The organism is Pseudomonas sp. ASL4 (genome assembly GCF_056680395.1).
Map to the genome: position 1 here is coordinate 7,271,414 of NZ_CM155280.1, position 21,258 is coordinate 7,292,671.

A 21,258-nucleotide genomic window follows, 5' to 3' on the forward strand; every position below is an offset into this window, starting at 1 on the left:
TTTCTGTCGGTCGCCACTTTCAGCTAACGGCCAAAAGCGGACTCTGTGTTGTTAGGGGAATGCTCGGGTCAAGTTGTCTTGATCTAATCTTAATTTGGCGAATTCATCTTTGGATGCGATTGTGATATCTAGCGCCTCATCCTCGTATCTTGTGCATCCCCTTAAGCCTGCTTCGAGTGCAATCATTGCTGCTTTCGCAGCGGCGTCCTTGTATACAATCATGATGTCAATGTCATTGTGTGATTTCTGACGTAGGTAGGATCCAAAAAGGTATACCTCGGTGCCAGCAGCAGGGCGGAGTGCTTGAACCGCACTTCCAAGTCTTTCTATGCGAGTTTTCCTGTCGCCACTGGTTAGGTAATTAAGATACTTTTCGCCAGTCAGCCGAATGGCCCCCATGAACTCACCCAGCATGAAAAGACCTATTCCTTTTTGAATGCACAGTGCTTTGGCGGATGGGGCGTATTGTCCTGATGGGCATGAGCAAATTATTGCGTCAATACCTGGGTCGATTTCTGTGACTTTGTCTAGCGTGTGCTCGGTGAAGTAGTAGGTGTTGGTGACAAAAACTTTCAACATTCGACCGTCCAGCAAATCTACTATCATTGTAGATTTGTTGAGCTCTTCGAGCTTGCTAATATAGTTGTGGTCACCTAAAAATCTTTTGATAAAGGTTTGGATTTGATTGTGTCGAAATTCAAGTTCTTCGTCTTTGATTGTTTCTATTGATGGCGTGGGAATACCGAGTTTCGCCTTGATGAAGTGGTCAAATTCAATGGGGAATGTTTTGTATTCGCTAATTTTTTTGTCGCTCAGGCAATTATCCTGAAAAGCGTCGGCATGCATTTTATACCTGAGCATTTGTTTGTACGGTTCCCATGGGTAACCATATTTAGATTTGCTGCTTTCAATCAAATTTATTATTTTTCGATTGTTTGGAATTAAAGTATCAAGACTTCGAAGTCGCCAGGTTTCTAAGGCATCCCCAGAGTCGCTGTTGATAACCAGGTCGGAATATGGGCCATATTCTTCGAAGATGGTTCGGTTTTCTTCGAGTAGATCATTAACTGCTTGTAGGAGGTGGTCCTCATCTGGGAATTTTGGCGAGGTGAATAATGCGGAAATTTTTTCGGCGTGCTGGGTCTTCCAGGTTAGAATTTCTTCTACTGGGTACTGAGACTGAAGCTCATCGATGATTTTATGGCATGCCAAACAAAGCATGATGAGGTTGTCAAACCCATCTTTGTCAATTTGTTCAGCTAATTCGTGTTCACTGCGAGGGCCGTCAGCGCCGTGACCTATTACATGAGCCACATTAGCCAAGCTAACGTTTTTACCCCCGCTTTCTGCGAAAAGCAACTTATTGCAGTCAGGTCTCTGGCAGTACCCACCGCATTGAGACCACAGTTTACGGGTAATGTTAGTTGGGAGTGATTTCCTAGTCATAAACAGTCCTTAAACTCTATTCAATAAAGCGCCAGCCTAATTTGGCAAAAATTTTTAGTCTTGCTTTGAAACTGCAAAAACAAACATGCTTGGAGGGGCGCTAAATTGTCCTGCTTGCGTTGATTTGAGCAGACATTGCCCTCTTGCCCTCAAGAAGCGTATCCGCTTAGCGCAGGAAGCACTGTGCCAAGATAAGTGCTTCGATTGAGTTTAAGCAAGTGTGCCGGGGGACGAGGACGTGAGGATGGTACAAAATTGGTATTTGAGGGAGCCATCAAGGTTGTAGGCTATGAAATCAATGCCTGTAAAAGACGACGGACCAATCCGTCACATGGTACTCGGCCACTGCACATCCTCGATACTGTGCGATTATCTGAGGTCGGGCTGCTGGGAAGGTCCGCTTCTGGCCGTTTTCTGCCTGTCACGACCGGCTGGAAACGACCGATACTGAACGATTGCTACCTGTCACCAAGGGTCGAGATCACTCCATCCCTGCGGTCCAATCATGCGGCATCAATTCACTCTTTGACGGTCGTGATAGGCTGAAATCGACCTAGGCTTGCCACGACAAGAATCTCGACCAGAAAATTTTTTTCCTCATCTGTGGAATAGCTACTGATGCTCTACTAGCTGGGACTGGGACAGAAAACGAGATGCGCTGACGAGTCATCTCGTCGATAAGGATTTTTACATATTCCTTATGTTCTATGTCTTCTTCTGTAGGTTCAAAGTTCGAGCAGCCGGTTAACGTTAGATGCTTAGATGTTCCTTGGAACAAAACCAAAGACCACAAGCGCTCAGGATTCCCATCCCAAGGGCAACTATACAAGACGTCTCTTTCGCCTGGCCATATATTTACTGACCGTTCTTCTATTTCACCATCCCACTCAAAGTGCAGAGTGATTTCATTTTTACAATCATTGCCCCCGCCATAAATTTCTGTGTGGAAATTGGCTTGGCCAAAACCGTCTTTACTCCAGATCTGGGCGCTCTTTATTATCTTGTAAGCAGCGTACACCCCGGTTCTATGATGCATTTTCATTATTTAACGTTTAACTCCATGTTGAGGCCGACAATTAAGATAAAGGGCAGACAGAAACGTAGTTATTTGCTGTCCAGCGAACGAAGTGGGCGGTAGTTGGGCACATTGCCAGCAGGCTAGCGCCAGTGAGGTTGGGTAGCAACCCTCGCCACCATGATCTTCACCAGCGGGCTGCTATTGGCCGTTCTCCGCCGGTCGTCACTACGGCGTGTGCTGGTCAAGTCCATGCAATTACGCAGGCTCACATTAAAGACCGACGAACGACCACCCGGCCATAGAAAACCACCGGCCTCCAAGGTTTTCCAGCGCTACCAATTGGCGCAACAGCGCCCCCAAAAACTGTTGACCGCGAGCAGAACGAGCGCTAAACCAGAACCGTACAAGCGCTGTCCTCGACAGCACCCAGGTAGCCAGAACCTTTGAGGCTACGCCACATCGTGGTGGTTTTCCCCAAGTGCGATTAGCGTCCGGCGGCTCGCACGGTCACAGCGATGTGATGGATGCCACTTCTTCCAGAATGCCCACTGCGGCAACTCATGCCCCCTCCTGGCTGCTCTGCAGCAACTTATCCGCTTGGCTATTTCTTGCGCCAACCTTTTGCCCGTCTCTTTGCCCCCTAAAGAGACGGGCGCATATCACACTGCTGCAGCCCTGCTCGCACGGGCCTTTGCGGCTTTCCCCCTCGTGACAATCGGCGTGACAAACACCGAATGCTCACTCGCCACAGCGATGCCGATGATGGTGCCGCAGCCCATGAAATGGACTGCACCTGACTGACAGTCAGGCATGCCCCAGTCATCGCCTCACTGCCTTCACCCGACTCAGGATCTCGCGACACCGGCCTCGTCAGCCAGTGCAGCCTCCACCCGCCCACCGCTATCGGTGTTCAGGAGGCCAGATCATGAGATGCCCAAGCTCCCGGTCGTAAGGAGCCGCCAGTCCTACGTTAGTGGACAACCCTCACAGGTCGCAGGGGCCTTGATCCCTGATAACACTCAACAACCGTGGCGGGATGAGTGAGGACGAAGTCGATAATCTCAGGAGAATTTCGATGCAACTGTGCGAATCGTTCGAGCCCCCACAACCATTGCTGGAATACCAGCAGGCGCCACTGCCCTACCCGGTCGAAGCACTCGGGGATCTGTTGGGCCCTGCGGTCGAGCGACTGGCCGAGGTGATCGGCGTGCCCTGCGCCATGGCTGCACAATCGGTGCTGGCCAGCGCTGCCCTGGTGAGCCAGGGCCATGCCAATGTCCAACTCGATGGCCGAAGCTATCCGCTGTCCCTCTACCTACTGACGGTGGCGTCCTCGGGTGATCGCAAAAGCGCGGTGGACCATCTGGCACTGAAGGCGGCCCGCGACTGGGAGCGCCAGCAGTGGACCCTGTATGCGGAAAAGCTCAAAGCCTATCGCGCCGCTACCAGCATCATGGCTAAACCCAAAACCGCAAAGAAACACGCGGAGTCGGAAGGCAGCGAACTATCTGAGCCAGTACCCCCGAGGCTGATCATTGCCGAACCGACCATTGAGGCCCTGGTCAAAAGTCTGTGCCTGGGCTTGCCCAGCATGGGCTTGTTCAATGATGAGGGCGGCCAGTTCTTGGGCAGCAGCACCATGAGCAAAGAGAATCGGCTCAAGGCGATCACTACCTTGTCGACACTGTGGGATGGCAACCCGATCGACCGGGCGCGCTCCATGGCTGGAGAAAGCCTGCGGGCCTATGACCGCCGTCTCAGCCTGCATCTGATGCTTCAGCCCTACCTGGCCAATCAACTGTTCAAAGACCCTGTGATCAATGGCCAAGGCATCCTCGGCCGTTGTCTGATCAGTTGGCCTGAGCGCCTGGCCGGCCAGCGGCTCTACAAGGCGATCGACCTGAGCCTGGATGCCAAAGTCCAGCGCTACCAACAACGGATCACCGCCCTGCTGCAAAAGCCCTGGTCACTTCACCAGGATGGATCGCTCAATCCCGCCACACTGGAGCTGACTTCCCGTGCCCGCCGGGCCTGGATTGATATTCACGACACCATCGAGTGCCAGTCTGGCGAGTTCGGCGAGCTGGCTGGCGTCCAGCCTGCCGCGGGCAAAGCGGCGGCGAATGTGCTGCGCATCGCGGGCGTGCTGGCCATGGTTGAAGAGGCCAGTACGTTGGACGAAACACACATCCAGCGCGCCTCCGCCCTGATGGATTACTACCTGGCCGAGATCCAGCGCTTGACCGAACAGGAGCCGGTAAATAGCCGATGCGAAGAAGCGGATCGGCTGCTGCGCTGGCTGGTACAGAAAGGCTGGACCCACTTCAGCATCCGAGACGTCAATCGTAACGGCCCTCGTTTTGCCCGCAAGAGCGCTGACCATACCGCCTCTTTATTGGTCGTAATGATCACTCATCGCTGGCTGAGCAGCCGCGATGGAAGAACCTTCGAGGTCCGTCATGTTCCGCCTCAATGACGCGGTGCGCCGTTACCAAGCGCAACATCAAGCGCCGCCAGAATCGCGATGTGTCGCCGCTTCTGTCGCCACCCTGTCGCCACGCCCCAGGCCAGAAACGACGCGGGTTGTCGCCACTGTCGCCGCTGTCGCCACACCACCTGTTGAGCCTGCCCACATTGCCCTGCTGATCGAGCAACTGCGCGAGGAAGGGGCGCTGCTGCAACACCAGGAGAACACCCTCCTGGTCCGCCCGACACACTGGCAGCAGGTGGACAGGCTCAGCCCCCACTGGAAAGCCCTGCTGCTTTTTCTGCAAACAAACGAAAACGGTGATGACGATGGCCTTGGTCGGTCGGCGTGAGGGTCGCAACTTTGGCTATGGCCGCCAGCTGAGCTACGCCGGCCCGCAAGCGCTCAAGGATCTGTTTGCCGGCGGCCACTTCGCCACGGTCAAAGCGCATAGCGATCGCTGGCAAGCGTTCGTGCGTTGGTGTCGATCAAAGGACGGCCCCGGTTACAACGATGCGCGCCAGATCAATCGCCGGACGCTGCACGACTACGCCGCGTACCTGCGCCAGCAGATCCTGCAAGGTGAACTCTGCATCGCTACCGCGCAGAACCGCCTGAGCAGCGTCAACCGCACCCTCGCGGCGCTGCGCGGTGATCAGGACGTGAGGATCGCCAGCCCGAGTCAGGCGTTAGGACAGCAGCGCTCGAGCGTACGCACCCGCGCGCCGGATGGCCAAGACCATCAACAGGTGCGGCGAGTACTCGAGGCGCTTGGCGAACAGCAACACGAGCGGGTGGCCGCGATTGTCCTGTTGGCCCGAGCAACCGGTATGCGCCTGCGCGAAGCGATCCTTGCTGATCTGCCACGTCTCCACCGCGAAGCCGAGCACTTCGGTCGCATCAACATCCAAGACGGCACCAAAGGCGGCCGCTCAGGGGCATTAGCGCCGCGATGGATCAATGCTAAAGATGAGGTGAAGGCGGCGCTACAGCTCGCCCGAAATGCGTCGCCGCCCAGCAGCCGCAACTTGCTGGCCCGAGACGAAAGCTACGCCGTATTCCTGCAACGGACCGTACTCCCCGCCCGCGAAGTGCTGCATGAACAAGGGCTGAAGGGTTTTCATGAACTGCGAGCAGCATACGCCTGCGAGCGTTACGAACAGCTCACCGGCCACACCGCGCCGGTCAATGGTGGACACTGCTATCGCATTGACCGCGTCCTTGATCAACAGGCGCGGCAACAGATCAGCCTTGAGCTCGGGCATAACCGGATCGATGTAGTGTCGGCCTACATTGGAGGTCGAGCGTGACCAAACCCTTCGATATGGCGCTGTTCCTGAGCGGCGTACTGACCGGCTCAAAGGCCACTCAGCAACGCCACCTAAGGCAAGCCCGAGTCATGCAAGCGGCCATTCAACAGCGATGGCAGCGAGACAATCCCTGGACCTGGCAGCTCAAGCATGTGCGCTGGCTTTTCACTCAACACCTGAAAGACCATTCCGACGCTACCCGGTATTACTATGAACTCACCGCTCTATTGATCTGGAAGCGATTAGGGAATGATAGAAAATACTGATCTATCGCTCGAATATAAGTGATTTTTATCAAATTATTCTTGGCAATAAACGATGGGATGTATACCCGCTTCTTTAGCGGCATGCACGAACGACGATAAGATCCAGTAGAGCTGGGTTATGTTACCTGCCACACTCTTTCCTTTCTGGATTTTCTTGAACTCCTTCTCAATAATTTTCTTCGATATGAACGAACAACAGATGATACACCTTCGATTGAATCGATAGTCCTGCCTGATCTTGTAAAGATAGTCTTCAAACTTGCCAGGAATACTTTTTCTCGTGCGGTTCAAAAGACCACCACTATATTTCTTTTGAAGCTTTTCCTTGTGCTTTTTTAGAAACAGCTTAGGGTCAACGTCCATATTACCGATGTTTTTGATGGCCTGGCCCACGACATCATGGAGATTACTGGCCGATTTGCTAGGCCTGCCATGTTTGGAGTGTATGAAAGACACGGAAAAATCAGTTTGGTTAAAAGTGATGTGATCCGCCCACTCATTGCCTAGATCATCGCAGAAAACATAGTCGTCAGCACCATGAGCTATCTCAACGATATCAAATACCGAGGTGGAATCAAACTTGGTTATCTTCTTTGTAATTTCACCTTTCTCAGAGGTCGCTGAGGCTAGCGTAGGTAGGACTTTTAAAGTCCGAAGCATTGAAGGGATTTCGTTGATCCCCGCACCATCCTCAAAACACTGCCCCATAAAGTACATGTACCTTGGATCGGAGAATGTGATAGTTGCCAAACTCTGCTTCTTGATGTACGCCTGGAGTGTGATCCGTTTGCCGTTCTGCTCAAAATGAATATTTCGGAGTGCCCGGCTATTGACGGCAATCGAGTGAAGATTTTTTTTGAGTGTGGCCGCCCTAAAACTACCTAGGAGTTCGTAATCGGGCCCCGGACCAATTTCGTAAACCTGTTCCATTTCCGCAATCAAGGACTTGATCTGCTTAGATGTCATCTCAATAACACGACCATGTTTGGTTGTGTAAAAAACAGGGATACCTTGATCTATTACGTTTTCAACAAAAAACGAATATTCCAGCAGAATTGCGTTTGGCGCACTCGATTTCCAGACTAAATCAAGCTCGATAAATTTTGCGAAATTATTGAGAAAGTCTTTTTCAGTAGAAGGATTATGGATGTCGTGCAGTTGTGCCTTAGCCCATTCCACGGCGTGATGTACCGATTTCCGTTCCGATGCCTCGACCACGCGACCGCTTTGCGCGGAAATAGTTTTAGTACGCCCCTTCAATTTAAGCTTAAAGAAGTAGGGTATTGATCTCCCCGCAGCGTGTACAGACATAAGCCCTTTCAGATCTGAAGCTTCAAAGGCCCGGCCACGCATTGCTCGATCGGACACAGTCATGTTGCGGGTCGCCATCTTTTGATACTGCGCATCGACGTCGCTAAAAGCCGAGGTCAGCTCACTACTCCGAATTAGCATCGCATGCTTGTCCATGCTTTCCGTTATGCTGGCACAAGACTTTTTGAATATAGCGATACAGTCATCTATTGCAATGATCAAAATGAACGCATAGATCGTATCTTTGAGTGGCTGCTGCCAAAAATGTACATCACGGTCGGTCTTGAAGACGCGGAGGCTATAGGAGAACTTGCTGCCGTCTGGAAGCGCATCATCCTGGTCCAGAATGTCCGCGATAAGCGCGCTACCAATAGTCATATTGGAACTGGCAGCTTCGAGGATTACCGTGAGCGTAGCCTTAGTAAAAGGGGCCGTAGGGCGGTAGAATTGGGCATTCTGTGTAAGCAGGAGATCTTGCGACATCAAGCACCCTTCCGTGGAAATTCTGATAATGGGTAGCATAATGCCACTTATGACTTGGGGTCTACGGCATACAATTCTCGGCTTCACGTCGAAAGGTTGAGTCCGCCGCCAAAAACCACTACTAACATTTTTAGAATCGACCATCCCTTTGGATACCTGTCGAGTCCGGCAGGAAAGTACAGAGCCCCAAATTTTTAGGCTTCTTTGCCGATTGCCTAACGGCTTTGCTTCCTAGCCACCTTCACCCTGCCCTAGGGCACGATCCAAGATAAAAGCACTGCAGGGACGACGTGAAACACTAGTCCTGCTATGGCCTCGGCTTATCTTGCCTACAACTCCATCACCAAAATCCGATCTTCCCCCGTGCCACTATTAAACAAGGTACATTTACACCCATCGAGCACGATCAGCGGTGCCGGAATGGAGCGACCAGGCCGGCTTGAAAGGGAATTGGGTTATGGACAAAAAGTCGCTTTCCGAGCGAGATATCTGCAGCAAGTACATCGCCCCAGCCGTTCAGCAAGCTGGATGGGACATGCACAAGCAGGTGCGCGAGGAAGTCAGCTTTACCAAAGGCCGCATTATCGTCCGGGGAAAACTTCACAGCCGTGGCGAAGCACGCCGCGCAGACTTCATCCTCTACCACCAGGCCAACCTGCCTATAGCTGTGATCGAGGCAAAGGACAACAAGCACTCCGTTGGCTCCGGCATGCAACAAGCCCTGGGCTATGCAGAGGCCCTGGACGTACCGTTCGTGTTCTCCAGCAATGGCGATGGCTTCTTGTTTCACGACCGCAGTGGCACAGGCAGCCAGGTAGAAACCGAACTCACCCTTGATCAATTCCCCAGCCCTGCCGAACTTTGGCACCGCTACTGCCAGTGGAAGGGGCTGGATACAACAGCCCAACACAAGATCGAAGCGCCCTACTACGACGACGGCTCCGGGCGCATGCCGCGCTATTACCAGATGAATGCCATCAACCGCACCGTCGAAGCCGTAGCGCGTGGCCAAGACCGTATCTTACTAGTGATGGCCACGGGCACCGGCAAGACCTACACCGCCTTCCAAATCATCTGGCGGCTGTGGAAATCGAAACAGAAGAAACGCATCCTGTTTCTGGCCGACCGCAACATCCTGGTCGACCAGACCAAGAACAACGACTTCAAGCCCTTCGGCCAGGCGATGACCAAAATCGCCAAACGCCAGATCGATACCTCCTACGAGATCTACCTGTCGCTCTATCAGGCCGTCACCGGCACTGATGAAGAGATGAACATCTACAAGCAGTTCTCCCGCGACTTCTTCGACCTGATCGTGATCGACGAATGCCACCGTGGCAGCGCCTCCGAGGATTCAGCCTGGCGTGAAATCCTCGACTACTTCTCCAGCGCCACCCATGTCGGCCTTACCGCCACACCGAAGGAGACCAAAGAGGTATCCAGCATCACCTACTTCGGTGAACCGATTTACAGCTACACCTTGAAGCAAGGCATCGAAGACGGTTTTCTCGCCCCCTACAAAGTGGTGCGCATCGACTTCGACAAAGACCTGCAAGGCTGGCGCCCCCCCAAAGGCATGCTCGATAAAAATGGCGAGCTGATCGAAGACCGCATCTACAACCTTAAGGATATGGACCGCATCCTGGTTATCGAGGCCCGCACCCAACTGGTGGCGCAGAAAGTCACCGAACTCCTCAAGGCCACCGATCCATTTCAAAAAACCATCGTCTTCTGCGACGACATCAATCACGCCGAGCGCATGCGTCAGGCCCTGGTCAACCTAAACCCCGAGCGTGTGGCCGAGAATCGAAAATACGTCATGCGTATCACCGGCGATGACCAGGAAGGCAAGGCCGAACTGGATAACTTCATCAACCCGGAAGAGCGCTACCCGGTGATTGCCACCACCAGCAAGCTAATGACCACCGGTGTCGATGCTCAGACCTGCAAGCTGATCGTGCTCGACCAGCACATCAAATCGATGACCGAGTTCAAGCAAATCATCGGTCGCGGCACTCGCATCAACGAGGACTACGGAAAGTACTGGTTCACCATCATGGATTTCAAAAAAGCCACCGAGCTGTTTGCCGACCCCGCCTTCGACGGCGACCCAGTGGTGATCTACGCCCCAGAAGGCGATGACTCCCCCGTACCGCCGGATGACCCACTAGCCGATGAAGATGGCATCAGCGCAGGCAACGATAACGAGGGTGATGACCTGGATTTTACCGGCGAAGATGAGGGCGAAAAACGCATCAAGTACGTCATCGACAACGTCCCGATTTATGTCATCGCCGAGCGTGTGCAGTACTACGGCCCGGATGGCCGACTGATCACCGAATCGCTGCACGACTACACCCGCACCTGCGTGAAAAAGCAATTTGCCTCGCTGGATGACTTCCTTAGGCGTTGGAGTGATTCCGAGCAAAAGAAAGTCATCATCGAGGAAATGGCCGTCCAGGGTGTGATGTGGGAAGCCTTGGCCGAAGAGGTGGAAAAGAAACAGGGCAAGCCGCTCGATCCGTTCGACCTGATCTGTCACGTCGCCTTCGATCAGCCTGCCCTATCACGCCGCGAGCGAGCCGAGCAGGTGAAAAAGCGCAACTATTTCGCCAAGTATTCTGGTGCAGCACGCCAGGTGCTGGAGGCGTTGCTGGATAAATACGCCGATACCGGCATCGAGCATATCGAGGACATCAAAATCCTGCAGCTTGACCCTTTCAGCCAGTTCGGTGCGCCCATCGAGCTGGTCAAAGCCTTTGGCGGCAAGGCTGGCTACAACAAGGCTATCCACGAACTGGAAGACGAACTTTACGCAAGCTAAGGGCTACGCCGACGACATGCCAAAGCAGTCATTCGCACTATCCGGTAGAATTTGGCCCCCTTGCGGTACGCGTTGAGAGAACTTCATGTCCATTAGCTCCACCATCAAGTCCATCCAAGACATCATGCGCAAAGACGTTGGCGTAGACGGCGACGCCCAGCGCATCGGACAGTTGGTTTGGCTGCTGTTCCTGAAAATCTTCGATGACCGCGAGCTAGAATGGGAGCTGATGGACGACAACTACCGCTCGCCCATTCCCGAAAGTTGCCGCTGGCGTACCTGGGCCGCCGATCCGGAAGGCATGACCGGCGAGGCGCTGAAGGACTTTATCGACAACAACCTGTTCCCCCAACTGCAGAACCTGCACGAGTACAGCAACACGCCCTCGGCCTTTGTAGTGCGCAGCGTGTTTGAAGACGCCTACAACTACATGAAGTCCGGGCAACTGCTGCGCCAGGTGATCAACAAGATTCAGGACGGCGTGGACTTCAACAAAGCCCAGGAGCGCCACGAGTTCGGTAATCTCTATGAACAACTGCTGCGAGACCTGCAGAACGCGGGCAACGCTGGTGAGTTCTACACTCCGCGCCCGGTCACCGAATTTATGGTACGCATGGTCGACCCCAAGCTGGACGAAAAGGTGATGGATCCGGCCTGCGGCACCGGCGGTTTCCTCACCTGCGCCATCGAACACAAGCGCAGCCGCTACGTAAAAACCGCCGAAGACGAACGTATCCTGCAGGCCAGCATCTTCGGCGTGGAGAAAAAGCCGCTGCCGCACCTGCTGGCCACCACGAACATGATCCTGCACGGCATCGAGGTGCCCAACCAGATTCGCCACGACAATACCCTGAGCAAACCGCTGATCAGCTGGGGGCCGAGTGAGCGCGTCCACTGCATCGTTGCCAACCCGCCGTTCGGTGGCATGGAAGAAGATGGCATCGAAACCAACTTCCCTGCTGCCTTCCGCACTCGCGAAACCGCCGACCTGTTTTTGGTGCTGATCATGCAGTTGCTGAAAGACGGTGGTCGCGCAGCCGTGGTACTGCCCGATGGTTTTCTGTTTGGCGATGGCATCAAAAGCCGCATCAAAGAAAAACTCCTGACCGAGTGCAACTTGCACACCATCGTTCGCCTGCCCAACGGCGTGTTCAACCCCTACACCAGCATCAAGACAAACCTGCTGTTCTTCACCAAGGGCACGCCGACCAAACAGGTGTGGTTCTATGAACACCAGTACCCGGCCGGCGTTAAGAACTACTCCAAGACCCGCCCCATGCGCATCGAAGAATTCGCCGTGGAGGAAGCCTGGTGGGGCAGCGAGGCCGATGGTTTTGCCGCACGGGTGGTAAACGAATTCGCCTGGCAGGTCAGTGTTGAAGAACTGCAAGCTCGCAACTGGGACCTAGACTGCAAGAACCCGCATATCGGCAAACAGGTCAGCCACGACCCGGACGAACTGCTGCGTGACTACGCCAAGCTGCAAGACGAGATCGGCGAGCTGCGCGACCAGCTCAAGACCGTGCTGGCAGAAGCCTTGGAGCGCGATGTATGACCGCGCTGCTGACCGAAAACCTGCCGCTGCTGGCCGGTACGCCCAATGGCATCAAAAAGCTGCGTGAGCTGATTTTGGAGTTGGCGGTTTGCGGCAAGTTGGTGCCGCAAGTTGCCAATGATGAGCCGGCCAGTGAGTTGCTAAAGAAATTCGTGCCTGAAAGAGCGCAGCTGGAGGAGGATGGAAAGTTTAAAGTAGGGAAATCACTGGCGCCTATTGACAGCGACGAGAAACCTTTCGAATTGCCCGAAGGCTGGGTATGGGAGCGATTGCCGAATATTTCATTCTTTCAGGAAGGACCTGGGATCATGGCCAAGGACTTCAGGTCCGCCGGAATTCCATTGATTCGGATTGCAGGCATGCGCAATGCATTCGTCACGTTGGATGGATGTAATTTTCTTGAAGAAGAGATGGTTAATGAAAAGTGGAATCACTTCAGGCTGGAGCTGGATGACGTCATACTTTCTGCCAGTGCGTCCTTGGGGAAAGTTGCAAAGGTCGGAAATGAAGCTGTTGGTGGTATTGCTTACACCGGTTTGATTAGATTTAAGGTCTTTAGTGTTGTATTTGATGAATACTTAATTCGATTTCTTGGCTCAAGCGAGTTTGCGAGGCAGGTCGATAGTAATAAGAGAGGGGCGGCAATTTCTCACTTTGGTCCAACACATTTACGGAAAATGATCGTTCCAGTTCCTCCGCTCTTGGAACAACACCGTATCGTCGCCAAAGTCGATGAGCTGATGGCCCTATGCGACCGCCTGGAAGCCCGGCAAGCAGACGCCGAAAGCGCCCATACCCAACTGGTGCAGGCGCTGCTCGACAGCCTGACCCAAGCCAGCGACGCCACAGACTTCGCCACCAACTGGCAACGCCTGGCCAAAAACGTCCACCCCCTGTTCACCACAGAAGCCAGCATCGACGCGTTCAAACAAACCCTGCTGCAATTGGCCGTGATGGGTAAATTGGTGCCGCAAGATGCCAACGATGAGCCAGCTGAAAAGTTGTACGAACGTATCCAAGCGGAAAGGCACCGGTTGGTGACGGAAGGAGTGCTGAAAAAACAGAAAACAATGGCGAAAATCGCGGCCGAGGACATTCAACTCACATTGCCTTCAACATGGAAATGGGTACCGCTTCTAGAAATAACGACTGGAATGGACTCAGGGTGGAGCCCTGCTTGCCTAGGCAATAGTTCGCCTTCTGATGACGCATGGGGCGTTCTCAAAACAACAGCAGTTCAAATAATGAGCTATCTAGAGCATGAAAATAAGGAGCTTCCTAGCCATCTTGAACCTCGTCCCGAGGCAGAGGCTAAGGCTGGTGACATTCTGCTCACGCGCGCGGGCCCTATGAATCGCGTAGGGATTTCCTGCTTAATTGAAAGTACGCGTCCGAAGCTAATGATTTCCGACAAAATCATCAGGTTCCACCCCGTTGAGCTAGGTGCTTATGGGCGATTTATTGCTCTTTGCTTAAACGCTGGAGAAACCGCCAAATACCTAGAGCAAGCCAAATCAGGCATGGCCGCCAGCCAGGTCAATATCTCGCAAGAAAAACTGAGAATGGCACCGATCCCGTTAGCTCCACTCTCTGAACAATACCGCATCGTCGTCAAAGTCGATCAACTGATGACCCTCTGCGACCAACTCAAAACCCGCCTAATCCAGGCCCGCCAACTCAACGAACAGTTGGCCAGCACCCTCGTCGAGCGTGCCCTTACCGAAGATCGCCAGCAGGCTCCAATTGCCACAGATCGGCAAGTAGCTCGCACCCTACTCGCAGCAGAAATCACTCATCGGCTACATAGCCAACGTACATTCGGCCAACGCAAGCTGCAGAAAGTGATTTACCTGGCCGAGCATGCAGCTAAGCTTGCCGCTATCCAGGGCGCTTACCTGCGGGACGCTGCCGGTCCGCATGATCGTCAGTTGATGAATCAGATCGAAGGTAATTTGCAAAACCGACAGTGGTACGAGCGCATCGAACGCGAGACTGTTGGCCATGCTTACCGCCCGCTCTCCCAAGCAGGGCAGCATCGGCAGGCCTATTACAGCGCCTGGCCGGTCGCTGAGCGCGCCACCATTGAGCAAGTCATCAAACTAATGCGGGACTGGGATACAGATCGTTGCGAAATGACTGTGACGCTCTATGCCGCCTGGAACGACTTTATTCTCGAAGGCCGCCCGGTTTCCGATGAATCCATCGTGGACGAAGTCATGCATAGCTGGAACGACACCAAGCTGCGCTTTGGCAAAACCGAATGGTTGGCGATACTCGCAGAGATGAAGAAGCACAAAATTCTGTTGCCCACCGGCTTTGGCAAGCGTACCAAGGGTGGCATGCTCAGCTTGCCCGGTTTCGAGTAAACAGATGATCCTTTGGCGCCCTTTGCAAGATACGGATACGAAGCATATTGCTCAATCCAACTTCTCGCGGTATTCCAGTTGGTATTCCAAAGAAATATACAAACTCACATTAATAAATTAAATCAAATACCTAAGAACCCAATTCAGATTACCCCGGCCCAAATACGAAGCAAGACAAAACCCGCCAAGTGCGGGTTTTGTTGCATCTGGGGTTTGGTAATTCGTGCCCCGCAGCTCTCCATATGAGAACGGGCTTGCTCGCAAAGCAAACCAACCACCTGCCAGAATGTGTAGGAGTTACACCTCCAGTTCGTAGGTCGGCTCTGAAAAAACGAAGTCCAAAAATATCTCATCAGGTAAAATCTGATCCGTTATTTTCCTTGCTCGTGTTTATTCACAGTCCTAGGAAATTCCCCTCAAAACGCGTCGACTTCCATGAACTAGCAACCGCCACTCTTCACGGATAGCCTTCAGGTGTCGCTGCAAATCAGCGATCGGCTTTGACAGGCTGAAAACCGCCAACTTCCACTCCTTCTCATAAAACGGCATGCTTTCGCATGTGCAGCTTTTATGGCGGCTGTGCGTGGGGCATCTTCGGATGCACCGGTTTCCTGCGTTTCCGGTCTGTCAACCCGCGTACAGCTGCCACCCAATACTGTTTGACAGCAGCGCGGTGGCAGCTCCTCTAGCAAACCAGGAGCTACGCAATGAAGAAGATCACCCCGAATCCACCGGAAACCGATACCTCTTCGGAAACCGAAACCCTCGACATAACCCAACTCTCCGAAGCCATCCAACGTCGTGTCACCGCCCGCCTGCGCGACCCGAAACAACCCGATCCCGTGAGCCATATCTTTACCATCCTTCCTGACGTCGACTCGCCCACCCTGCTCGCTCACGCTAGCGAAACCCTGGCCTCGCTGAATGTCATGAGTACCGACCTTGCCGATCAACTCGAAGGCTCGCATCGCAACGTGGCGTTGGCGATCCAGCAATTGGCAGTGCTGGCAGAAATGTTGATCAACCGAGCGCTGGATAACCTCGATTCGCCAGAATCGAAGGTCAAGCCCGTCTGCCACTGAGTGGTCGCAATCGTTAGTCAGAAGGAGGTTTTGTCATGGAACGATACATGCCAATTACAGGCATAGACTGCAACGTGCCGTCGCTACTGATCGACACCCAAGCGCCGCTGGACGTGCTTCATGAATTGGCGGCCTACCGCATACGTACAGCGACTCAATTGCTGGAAAGCATTGCGGCAGACGAAGGTATTCACAGTGAGTTGACGCGGGTGTTAGTCACTTCGCTGCGCGACGGCTGCGATTTGCTGGATGTGGTTGGACGGCGATTGCAGAGGCTGGTTTCAGCCTAGGAAAGAAAATGGGCGGCATCATCGAGGTCGCCCATTTCCGATAAAGCGTGAATATAAATCTGAGTCTTCTCTAGAGACGCACGTCCTAGGAAATTTCCTTCAAGTTGTGTCGAACTTCATGAACTAGCGGGCAGCGATTCGGGGGGATAACCTCCCGTTTTCGCTGTAGCCCGGCGGCGGTTTTAACAGACCGAAAAGCGTAGGGATCCCTCACCTTCCGGAGTTCCTCCATGAAAAAGAACGACCCAGACTCAACTGAAAACCCGATCGCAACCGTATCGGAAGACCTTGGTCCAACCCGAGTGTCCAATGTCACCCGAATAGATCGCGGCGCCCGCTTACGCACCCCGAAAAAGTCTGCCCCCGTGAGCAAGATCTTCAAAGTTGCACCGGATGTTGACACCATCACCCTGCTCGCTCACGCCAGCGAGAACCTCGCCTTGTTGAGCGTCATGACCAGCAAACTGGCGACCCAGCTCGATAGCCCGCACCGCAACGTGGTCTTGGCGATTCAGCAGTTGGCGGGGTTGGCTGAAATCCTGATCAACCGAGCACTGGAGAACCTCGATTATCCTCAATCGCCGATCAAGCCCATCTGCCACTGAGTGGGTTTACTCGCCAAGAAAAGAAAATGGGCGACCTCATGCAGGTCGCCCATTTTTGCAACTGCCGTCACTCGGGCTCACATTTTGAACTCAAAGCCTTGAATGCCCTTATCGCCGCGCAGCGCCTTCTCTGTAATCACATACAAATCCCGTATGTGCCCAACCAAAAACGTCCAGAACGCCGGTTCGTTCACGGTTTGCGCGACTAATTCTGCCGGCAGGAACCGACTCATTTCCTTGCGAAACTCAATAACGACTTTCGGATTTACATCCAGCTGGGTAGAGCGATCCTTGAACAAAGCCAGGAACTCATTTTGCTCGCAATGGTGATCGTCAAGTTTTTTTGCGATCAAATCCAATTGCGGGGTTATGCCCTGCTGACGCAACCAAACCATATCCCAGAGATCACGATTCTTGATTCGGTTAGGTCGCAGCGCAAAAGCCACGATTTTGTCTGCGTAAATTTCTTCACGTGTTTCTGCCTGCAAGATCAGACCACTGGTGCCCATGTCGACCCCATACGGGTTAAGCAACTGCATGGGCTGAGGTTGATAGCTCGGAATTGAGCACACATCGATGTTGATACGCTGTGCCGGCAGGTCTCTGCGTCCTGGGCGCGTTTGAACCCTCAGCTTCCAGGTATCGACGTTGCCTTCCTCACGGACAGGTTCACCCACCTCTACTTCAAGGCCGTATTTGATTTTAAGCGTGGTGACTAGAACATGGGCGAGTTCAGTCAGGCTTTCACGATTGAAATCGGCACCGCCGGTAAAGTCCAAATCCTCGCTCAAACGATTTGAGCCATAACAGGCACGCAAACAGGTGCCACCGATGAAGGTCAGTTTGGCGAGCATTCCAGCAGAACTCAGCGCGAGCATTATGTCGTGGTGCAGTAATTCTTTTTCGACTACGACCCGCAAGGGTGCCAAGGCCTGCTGGTTCTTTAATGCCTCATCTACCAGTTCATCAAACAAACTCATTGGCAACGCTCCAATCGATCAAATCCATATTCCGTTTCGCGACTTTCATGTCTCGTAATGCTCGTTGCGGTGTTGCCCGCCATAATCGGCAACGAGTGTCGTAATGCAACTGTCCAAGTAAATCCTGAGGTTGCTGACGAGTGTGCACAAATTCAATCGTGCCCCACCGACCACAGGAGATGGTGCTGCTGCGCCCGGATGACATGAGCGTGATCCAGCTGATGGGGATCTGTGAGATGACGCCGCAATCACTCAATGCTGTTTCCAGGCTGATGTAGTTGAACTGCATGGCACGCAGCCTTGCCGCCGCATGAAACAACACCAGACCGCTTGAGGGCTTGGCAGCCTCAAACATATAAAGCCCTCGACACACTCGCGTTAGATGACCTTCTGACGCGGCGCGGCTCAGCAGCGTTTTATAGGCACCGTCGGAGATATCTGGGACCAGTACCCGGAGGTCGTCCGGAGTGAACAAGTACCTCTCTTCACTGGCCAGACGGGTCAACTCCCGCAGAAGTCGTCCCATTGGCTGGCTAGATTTTGAGTGTGGCTGCATGCCAATGACTCTACAGAAGGTTTCACTTAATGTAACTTACCGTTGAGCACCTTTCAAAGCCCGCTGGTCTTACAGCACAACGAAAGCGCCTAACGCTCACCTGCCGACACCACTCTCAACCCCAACCGCCGCCCCGCAACCCCAACCAATATCCCCACCACAATCGCACCTAACGGCACCACCCCCACCCAGGTCAGCGTCGGAAACACCAACAAAATCTGCGAGTCATTCCCTCCAAGCATCATCGACGCCCCAATCCCCATCAGCACGCCAGCCAGTAAATGCTTCACCGCCGCGCGCCACTCAAACCGCTCATAACTGAACGTCCGCCGATGCAGCGTGTAACTCAACATACCCACGATCAGCATGCCGAACACCGCCATGCGCTCTCCGGTCAGCGAGCCTTCACCTGGCATCCAAAACATCTGCGACAGGTTGTAAAAGAACACGCTGGGCGTCCACAGCGGTTCAAAGGTGTAGAGCGCGCTGGTCAGTGCGCCCAGGAGCATGCTGGACAGCACCAGGTGTTTGTCGCCGTGGACGCGGATCAAGAACAGTAACGCCGCCAACAAAATGCCGAGGGTCAGCCAGTAATGGCCGCTGGTGATGGTCGGCATTTGCAGGGTTTTGTGTTCGGGCAGCATGTTGAGGTGGTGCCAGAGCACGATGCCCAGCACCCAACCGAGGATGGTGAAGACCTTGGTGAGGTTGCCGCTGGCGAGTTTGGTCAGGGTGCCGACGCTGCAGCCATCGTTGAGGACCGAGGCGAGGCCGAATAGCAGGCCGCCGGCAACCAACGACAGGTAGCCGACTTCCGGGATAAACAATGGCTGACTGATGCCGAACAGGCTGTAGAACGGCGCCAGCAACAGACCGAACAAGCCGCAAGCAATCAGTGACACGAACAGCGTCGGTCGGCGGTTGAGCAGTAGCCCGATGGCTTTGACCAGGCACATGCCCATACGCTGGGATACCCAGCCGATCAGGAAGCTCAGCAGCAGCGATATCAGCAGTGAAAGCACAGGCCTCCTTGTTTCCGGGCGCAGTGTTAAGCGGGTGCATAAGGGACAGGTTAGTCGCAGCCAAAACACTTCGGATGAACATCCAAAGCCCTTCTACACTCAGTTCGCATACGCCCTTCAACGCCGACCGAATGAGCCCCCATGACCCTCCTCAAAGACCGCCTGAAGCAAGGCAAGGACGCGCGCAAAGCCTGCCCCCGCAACACCCAGTCGGCCCTAGGCAATATCGACCGCGATCCGCTGCCGCTGATCAAGGCGTCCAGCGAGGGCCGCATAAAGTCGCTGGTCGAGTTGCGCTACGGCCGCATGCTGGTCTCCCCGTTCACCTTCTATCGCGGTAATGCGCTGCTACACGCCCACGATTTGGCCGGCACTTCCAACATGGGGTTGATATCGCCCATCTGCGGCGACAGTCACCTGATGAACTTCGGCGGGTTTGCTACGCCCGAGCGCAATCTGCTGTTCAGCGTCAATGACTTCGACGAAGCACACCCCGGCCCTTGGGAATGGGACCTCAAAAGGTTGGTGGCCAGTTTTATGGTAGCTGCCAAGGATTTGCGCCACGGCGATACGGTCGAGGAAGACGTCTGCCGTCAGGTGGTCGCGGCCTATCAGAAAACCATGGCGGAGTGCGCCCAACAGAGCGCACTGGAAACCTGGTACGGGTCCATCAGTTACGACGATTTGCTGGAGCAAGCGAGCAAAGCCACGCTGGAACACGTGGAGCGGGCCATCGAGAAAGCCGAGCGGCGCACGCATGCCGAGTTGCTGCCAAAAATATGCGAACGTGACGCCGAGGGCCGTCTGACCATTCGCGATGACTTGCCGGAAATTTTTCACCTGCACACCACCACGACGCTGCTGGATGCCGACGATGACTGGCTGCGGTTCTCTGACTGGAAGCCGCTTTACGACACGTTCATGGGCGACTATCGAACCACACTGCAGGCTGACCGGCGTGAGCTAATGTCGCGGTTTCATGCCCACGACATGGCGTTCAAAGTGGTCGGTGTCGGCAGTGTCGGCACGCGTTGCCTGGTGGCACTGTTGACCGACGAACAGGAAAATCCGCTGTTCCTGCAATTCAAGGAGGCGCGGCGCTCGGTGCTCGCCGGTTACGTCAAGAGCAAGTCGCGGGTGCAGCACAACGGTCAGCGGGTGGTGAACGGCCAGCGGTTGATGCAATCGGCCAGTGACCTGTTTCTCGGCTGGACGACCGGCCCCGGCGGTCGACAGTTTTATGTACGCCAGTTACGCGACATGAAAGTCTCGGCTGAAATCGAGACATTCGACGCCGAAACCTTTGCAGCCTATGGACGAACCTGCGGCCGAGCCCTGGCCCGTGCCCACGCCAAATCGTCAGGGCAAGCCGCGCAAATCAGCGGTTACATTGGCAAAAGCGCGGCACTGGCCGATGCGCTCTTCAAGTATGCCGAAGGCTACACCAAGCAGAATGAGCAGGATTTCGAGCGCTTCCAACAGGCTTGCCGCAAGGGCCGTTTGCGGGCGCGTTCCGAGGCCGACTTTGCGGCGGATCACTTGCCATAGTCACCGTAATGGCCCGGTGAGCGTTGAGGTAGATAAATTTTTCTTCACTACACGCGCCTCCATCAAACGGTACATTGCCCTCGCTCATTCAAGAAACTACGGTTTGCCCGCCCTCCCGCGGGCTTTTTT

At 54.1% G+C, this 21,258-nt stretch carries 17 protein-coding genes; 11 read left to right on the top strand and 6 right to left on the bottom strand.

Going from position 1 to position 21,258, the window contains the following annotated elements; genetic code table 11:
- Nucleotides 1-51: 51 nt before the first annotated feature.
- Nucleotides 52-1,446, bottom strand: coding sequence for a nucleotidyltransferase domain-containing protein (locus tag AC1MEW_RS33315; RefSeq protein ID WP_304872988.1), 1,395 nt, complete (start codon nt 1,444-1,446; stop codon nt 52-54).
- Between the two features lie 553 nt (nt 1,447-1,999).
- A complete protein-coding gene (locus AC1MEW_RS33320) occupies nt 2,000-2,488 on the bottom strand; it encodes a hypothetical protein (RefSeq protein ID WP_480424980.1) in 489 nt (162 codons plus the stop codon).
- Between the two features lie 1,051 nt (nt 2,489-3,539).
- Here AC1MEW_RS33320 and AC1MEW_RS33325 point away from each other — a divergent pair.
- Genes AC1MEW_RS33325 through AC1MEW_RS33340 form a run of 4 tightly spaced genes read left to right on the top strand, consistent with a single transcriptional unit; the run spans nt 3,540 to nt 6,507 of the window.
- Entirely contained in the window at nt 3,540-4,940 is a 1,401-nt protein-coding gene (locus tag AC1MEW_RS33325) for a YfjI family protein (RefSeq protein ID WP_480424982.1), read from the top strand.
- Nucleotides 4,924-5,283 carry a hypothetical protein gene (locus tag AC1MEW_RS33330; RefSeq protein WP_480424984.1) on the top strand — a complete coding sequence of 120 codons (360 nt, stop codon included), beginning with the start codon at nt 4,924-4,926 and terminating at the stop codon, nt 5,281-5,283. The genes AC1MEW_RS33325 and AC1MEW_RS33330 overlap by 17 nt, the downstream gene beginning before the upstream one ends.
- Complete coding sequence (locus AC1MEW_RS33335; RefSeq protein WP_480427384.1) at nt 5,261-6,241, top strand: integrase domain-containing protein; 981 nt, start codon at nt 5,261-5,263, stop codon at nt 6,239-6,241. The genes AC1MEW_RS33330 and AC1MEW_RS33335 overlap by 23 nt, the downstream gene beginning before the upstream one ends.
- Entirely contained in the window at nt 6,238-6,507 is a 270-nt protein-coding gene (locus AC1MEW_RS33340; RefSeq protein ID WP_480424986.1) for a hypothetical protein, read from the top strand. The genes AC1MEW_RS33335 and AC1MEW_RS33340 overlap by 4 nt, the downstream gene beginning before the upstream one ends.
- Before the next feature lie 33 nt (nt 6,508-6,540).
- Here AC1MEW_RS33340 and AC1MEW_RS33345 read toward each other — a convergent pair whose 3' ends face one another.
- Nucleotides 6,541-8,301: a hypothetical protein gene (locus tag AC1MEW_RS33345; RefSeq protein WP_480424987.1), complete on the bottom strand. Its 1,761-nt coding sequence runs from the start codon at nt 8,299-8,301 to the stop codon at nt 6,541-6,543.
- A 457-nt stretch (nt 8,302-8,758) separates the two neighbouring features.
- Between AC1MEW_RS33345 and hsdR the strand changes: the two genes are divergently transcribed.
- The 6 genes from hsdR to AC1MEW_RS33375 all read left to right on the top strand — a co-directional run bounded on the left by hsdR (nt 8,759) and on the right by AC1MEW_RS33375 (nt 17,023).
- Nucleotides 8,759-11,125 carry an EcoAI/FtnUII family type I restriction enzme subunit R gene (hsdR, locus tag AC1MEW_RS33350; RefSeq protein ID WP_480424988.1) on the top strand — a complete coding sequence of 789 codons (2,367 nt, stop codon included), beginning with the start codon at nt 8,759-8,761 and terminating at the stop codon, nt 11,123-11,125.
- An 85-nt stretch (nt 11,126-11,210) separates the two neighbouring features.
- Nucleotides 11,211-12,680, top strand: coding sequence for a type I restriction-modification system subunit M (locus tag AC1MEW_RS33355; RefSeq protein WP_480424990.1), 1,470 nt, complete (start codon nt 11,211-11,213; stop codon nt 12,678-12,680).
- Entirely contained in the window at nt 12,677-15,046 is a 2,370-nt protein-coding gene (locus AC1MEW_RS33360; RefSeq protein WP_480424991.1) for a restriction endonuclease subunit S, read from the top strand. Before AC1MEW_RS33355 ends, AC1MEW_RS33360 begins: the two co-directional genes overlap by 4 nt.
- A 707-nt stretch (nt 15,047-15,753) precedes the next feature.
- Nucleotides 15,754-16,128, top strand: coding sequence for a DUF6124 family protein (locus AC1MEW_RS33365; protein WP_201255125.1), 375 nt, complete (start codon nt 15,754-15,756; stop codon nt 16,126-16,128).
- Nucleotides 16,129-16,163: 35 nt separating this feature from the next.
- Nucleotides 16,164-16,418, top strand: coding sequence for a hypothetical protein (locus AC1MEW_RS33370; RefSeq protein ID WP_201255124.1), 255 nt, complete (start codon nt 16,164-16,166; stop codon nt 16,416-16,418).
- Nucleotides 16,419-16,783: 365 nt separating this feature from the next.
- The gene (locus AC1MEW_RS33375; protein WP_322270510.1) at nt 16,784-17,023 is read left to right on the top strand and encodes a DUF6124 family protein; all 240 of its coding nucleotides are present in this window, start codon (nt 16,784-16,786) and stop codon (nt 17,021-17,023) included.
- 77 nt (nt 17,024-17,100) lie between these two features.
- Here AC1MEW_RS33375 and AC1MEW_RS33380 read toward each other — a convergent pair whose 3' ends face one another.
- The 3 genes from AC1MEW_RS33380 to AC1MEW_RS33390 form a co-directional block, all read right to left on the bottom strand.
- Nucleotides 17,101-18,003 carry a nucleotidyl transferase AbiEii/AbiGii toxin family protein gene (locus tag AC1MEW_RS33380; protein ID WP_201255122.1) on the bottom strand — a complete coding sequence of 301 codons (903 nt, stop codon included), beginning with the start codon at nt 18,001-18,003 and terminating at the stop codon, nt 17,101-17,103.
- Nucleotides 17,990-18,478 (bottom strand): type IV toxin-antitoxin system AbiEi family antitoxin, encoded by a 489-nt coding sequence (gene abiEi / locus AC1MEW_RS33385; protein ID WP_242486233.1) that lies wholly within the window; start codon nt 18,476-18,478, stop codon nt 17,990-17,992. The genes AC1MEW_RS33380 and abiEi overlap by 14 nt, the downstream gene beginning before the upstream one ends.
- A 170-nt stretch (nt 18,479-18,648) precedes the next feature.
- Nucleotides 18,649-19,581, bottom strand: a complete 933-nt coding sequence (locus AC1MEW_RS33390) for a YeeE/YedE thiosulfate transporter family protein (protein WP_201255120.1) — start codon at nt 19,579-19,581, stop codon at nt 18,649-18,651.
- A 141-nt stretch (nt 19,582-19,722) separates the two neighbouring features.
- On the opposite strand from AC1MEW_RS33390, the gene AC1MEW_RS33395 reads away from it, so the two are divergent.
- Nucleotides 19,723-21,129 carry a DUF2252 domain-containing protein gene (locus tag AC1MEW_RS33395; protein WP_201255119.1) on the top strand — a complete coding sequence of 469 codons (1,407 nt, stop codon included), beginning with the start codon at nt 19,723-19,725 and terminating at the stop codon, nt 21,127-21,129.
- The last annotated feature ends 129 nt before the right edge of the window (nt 21,130-21,258 follow it).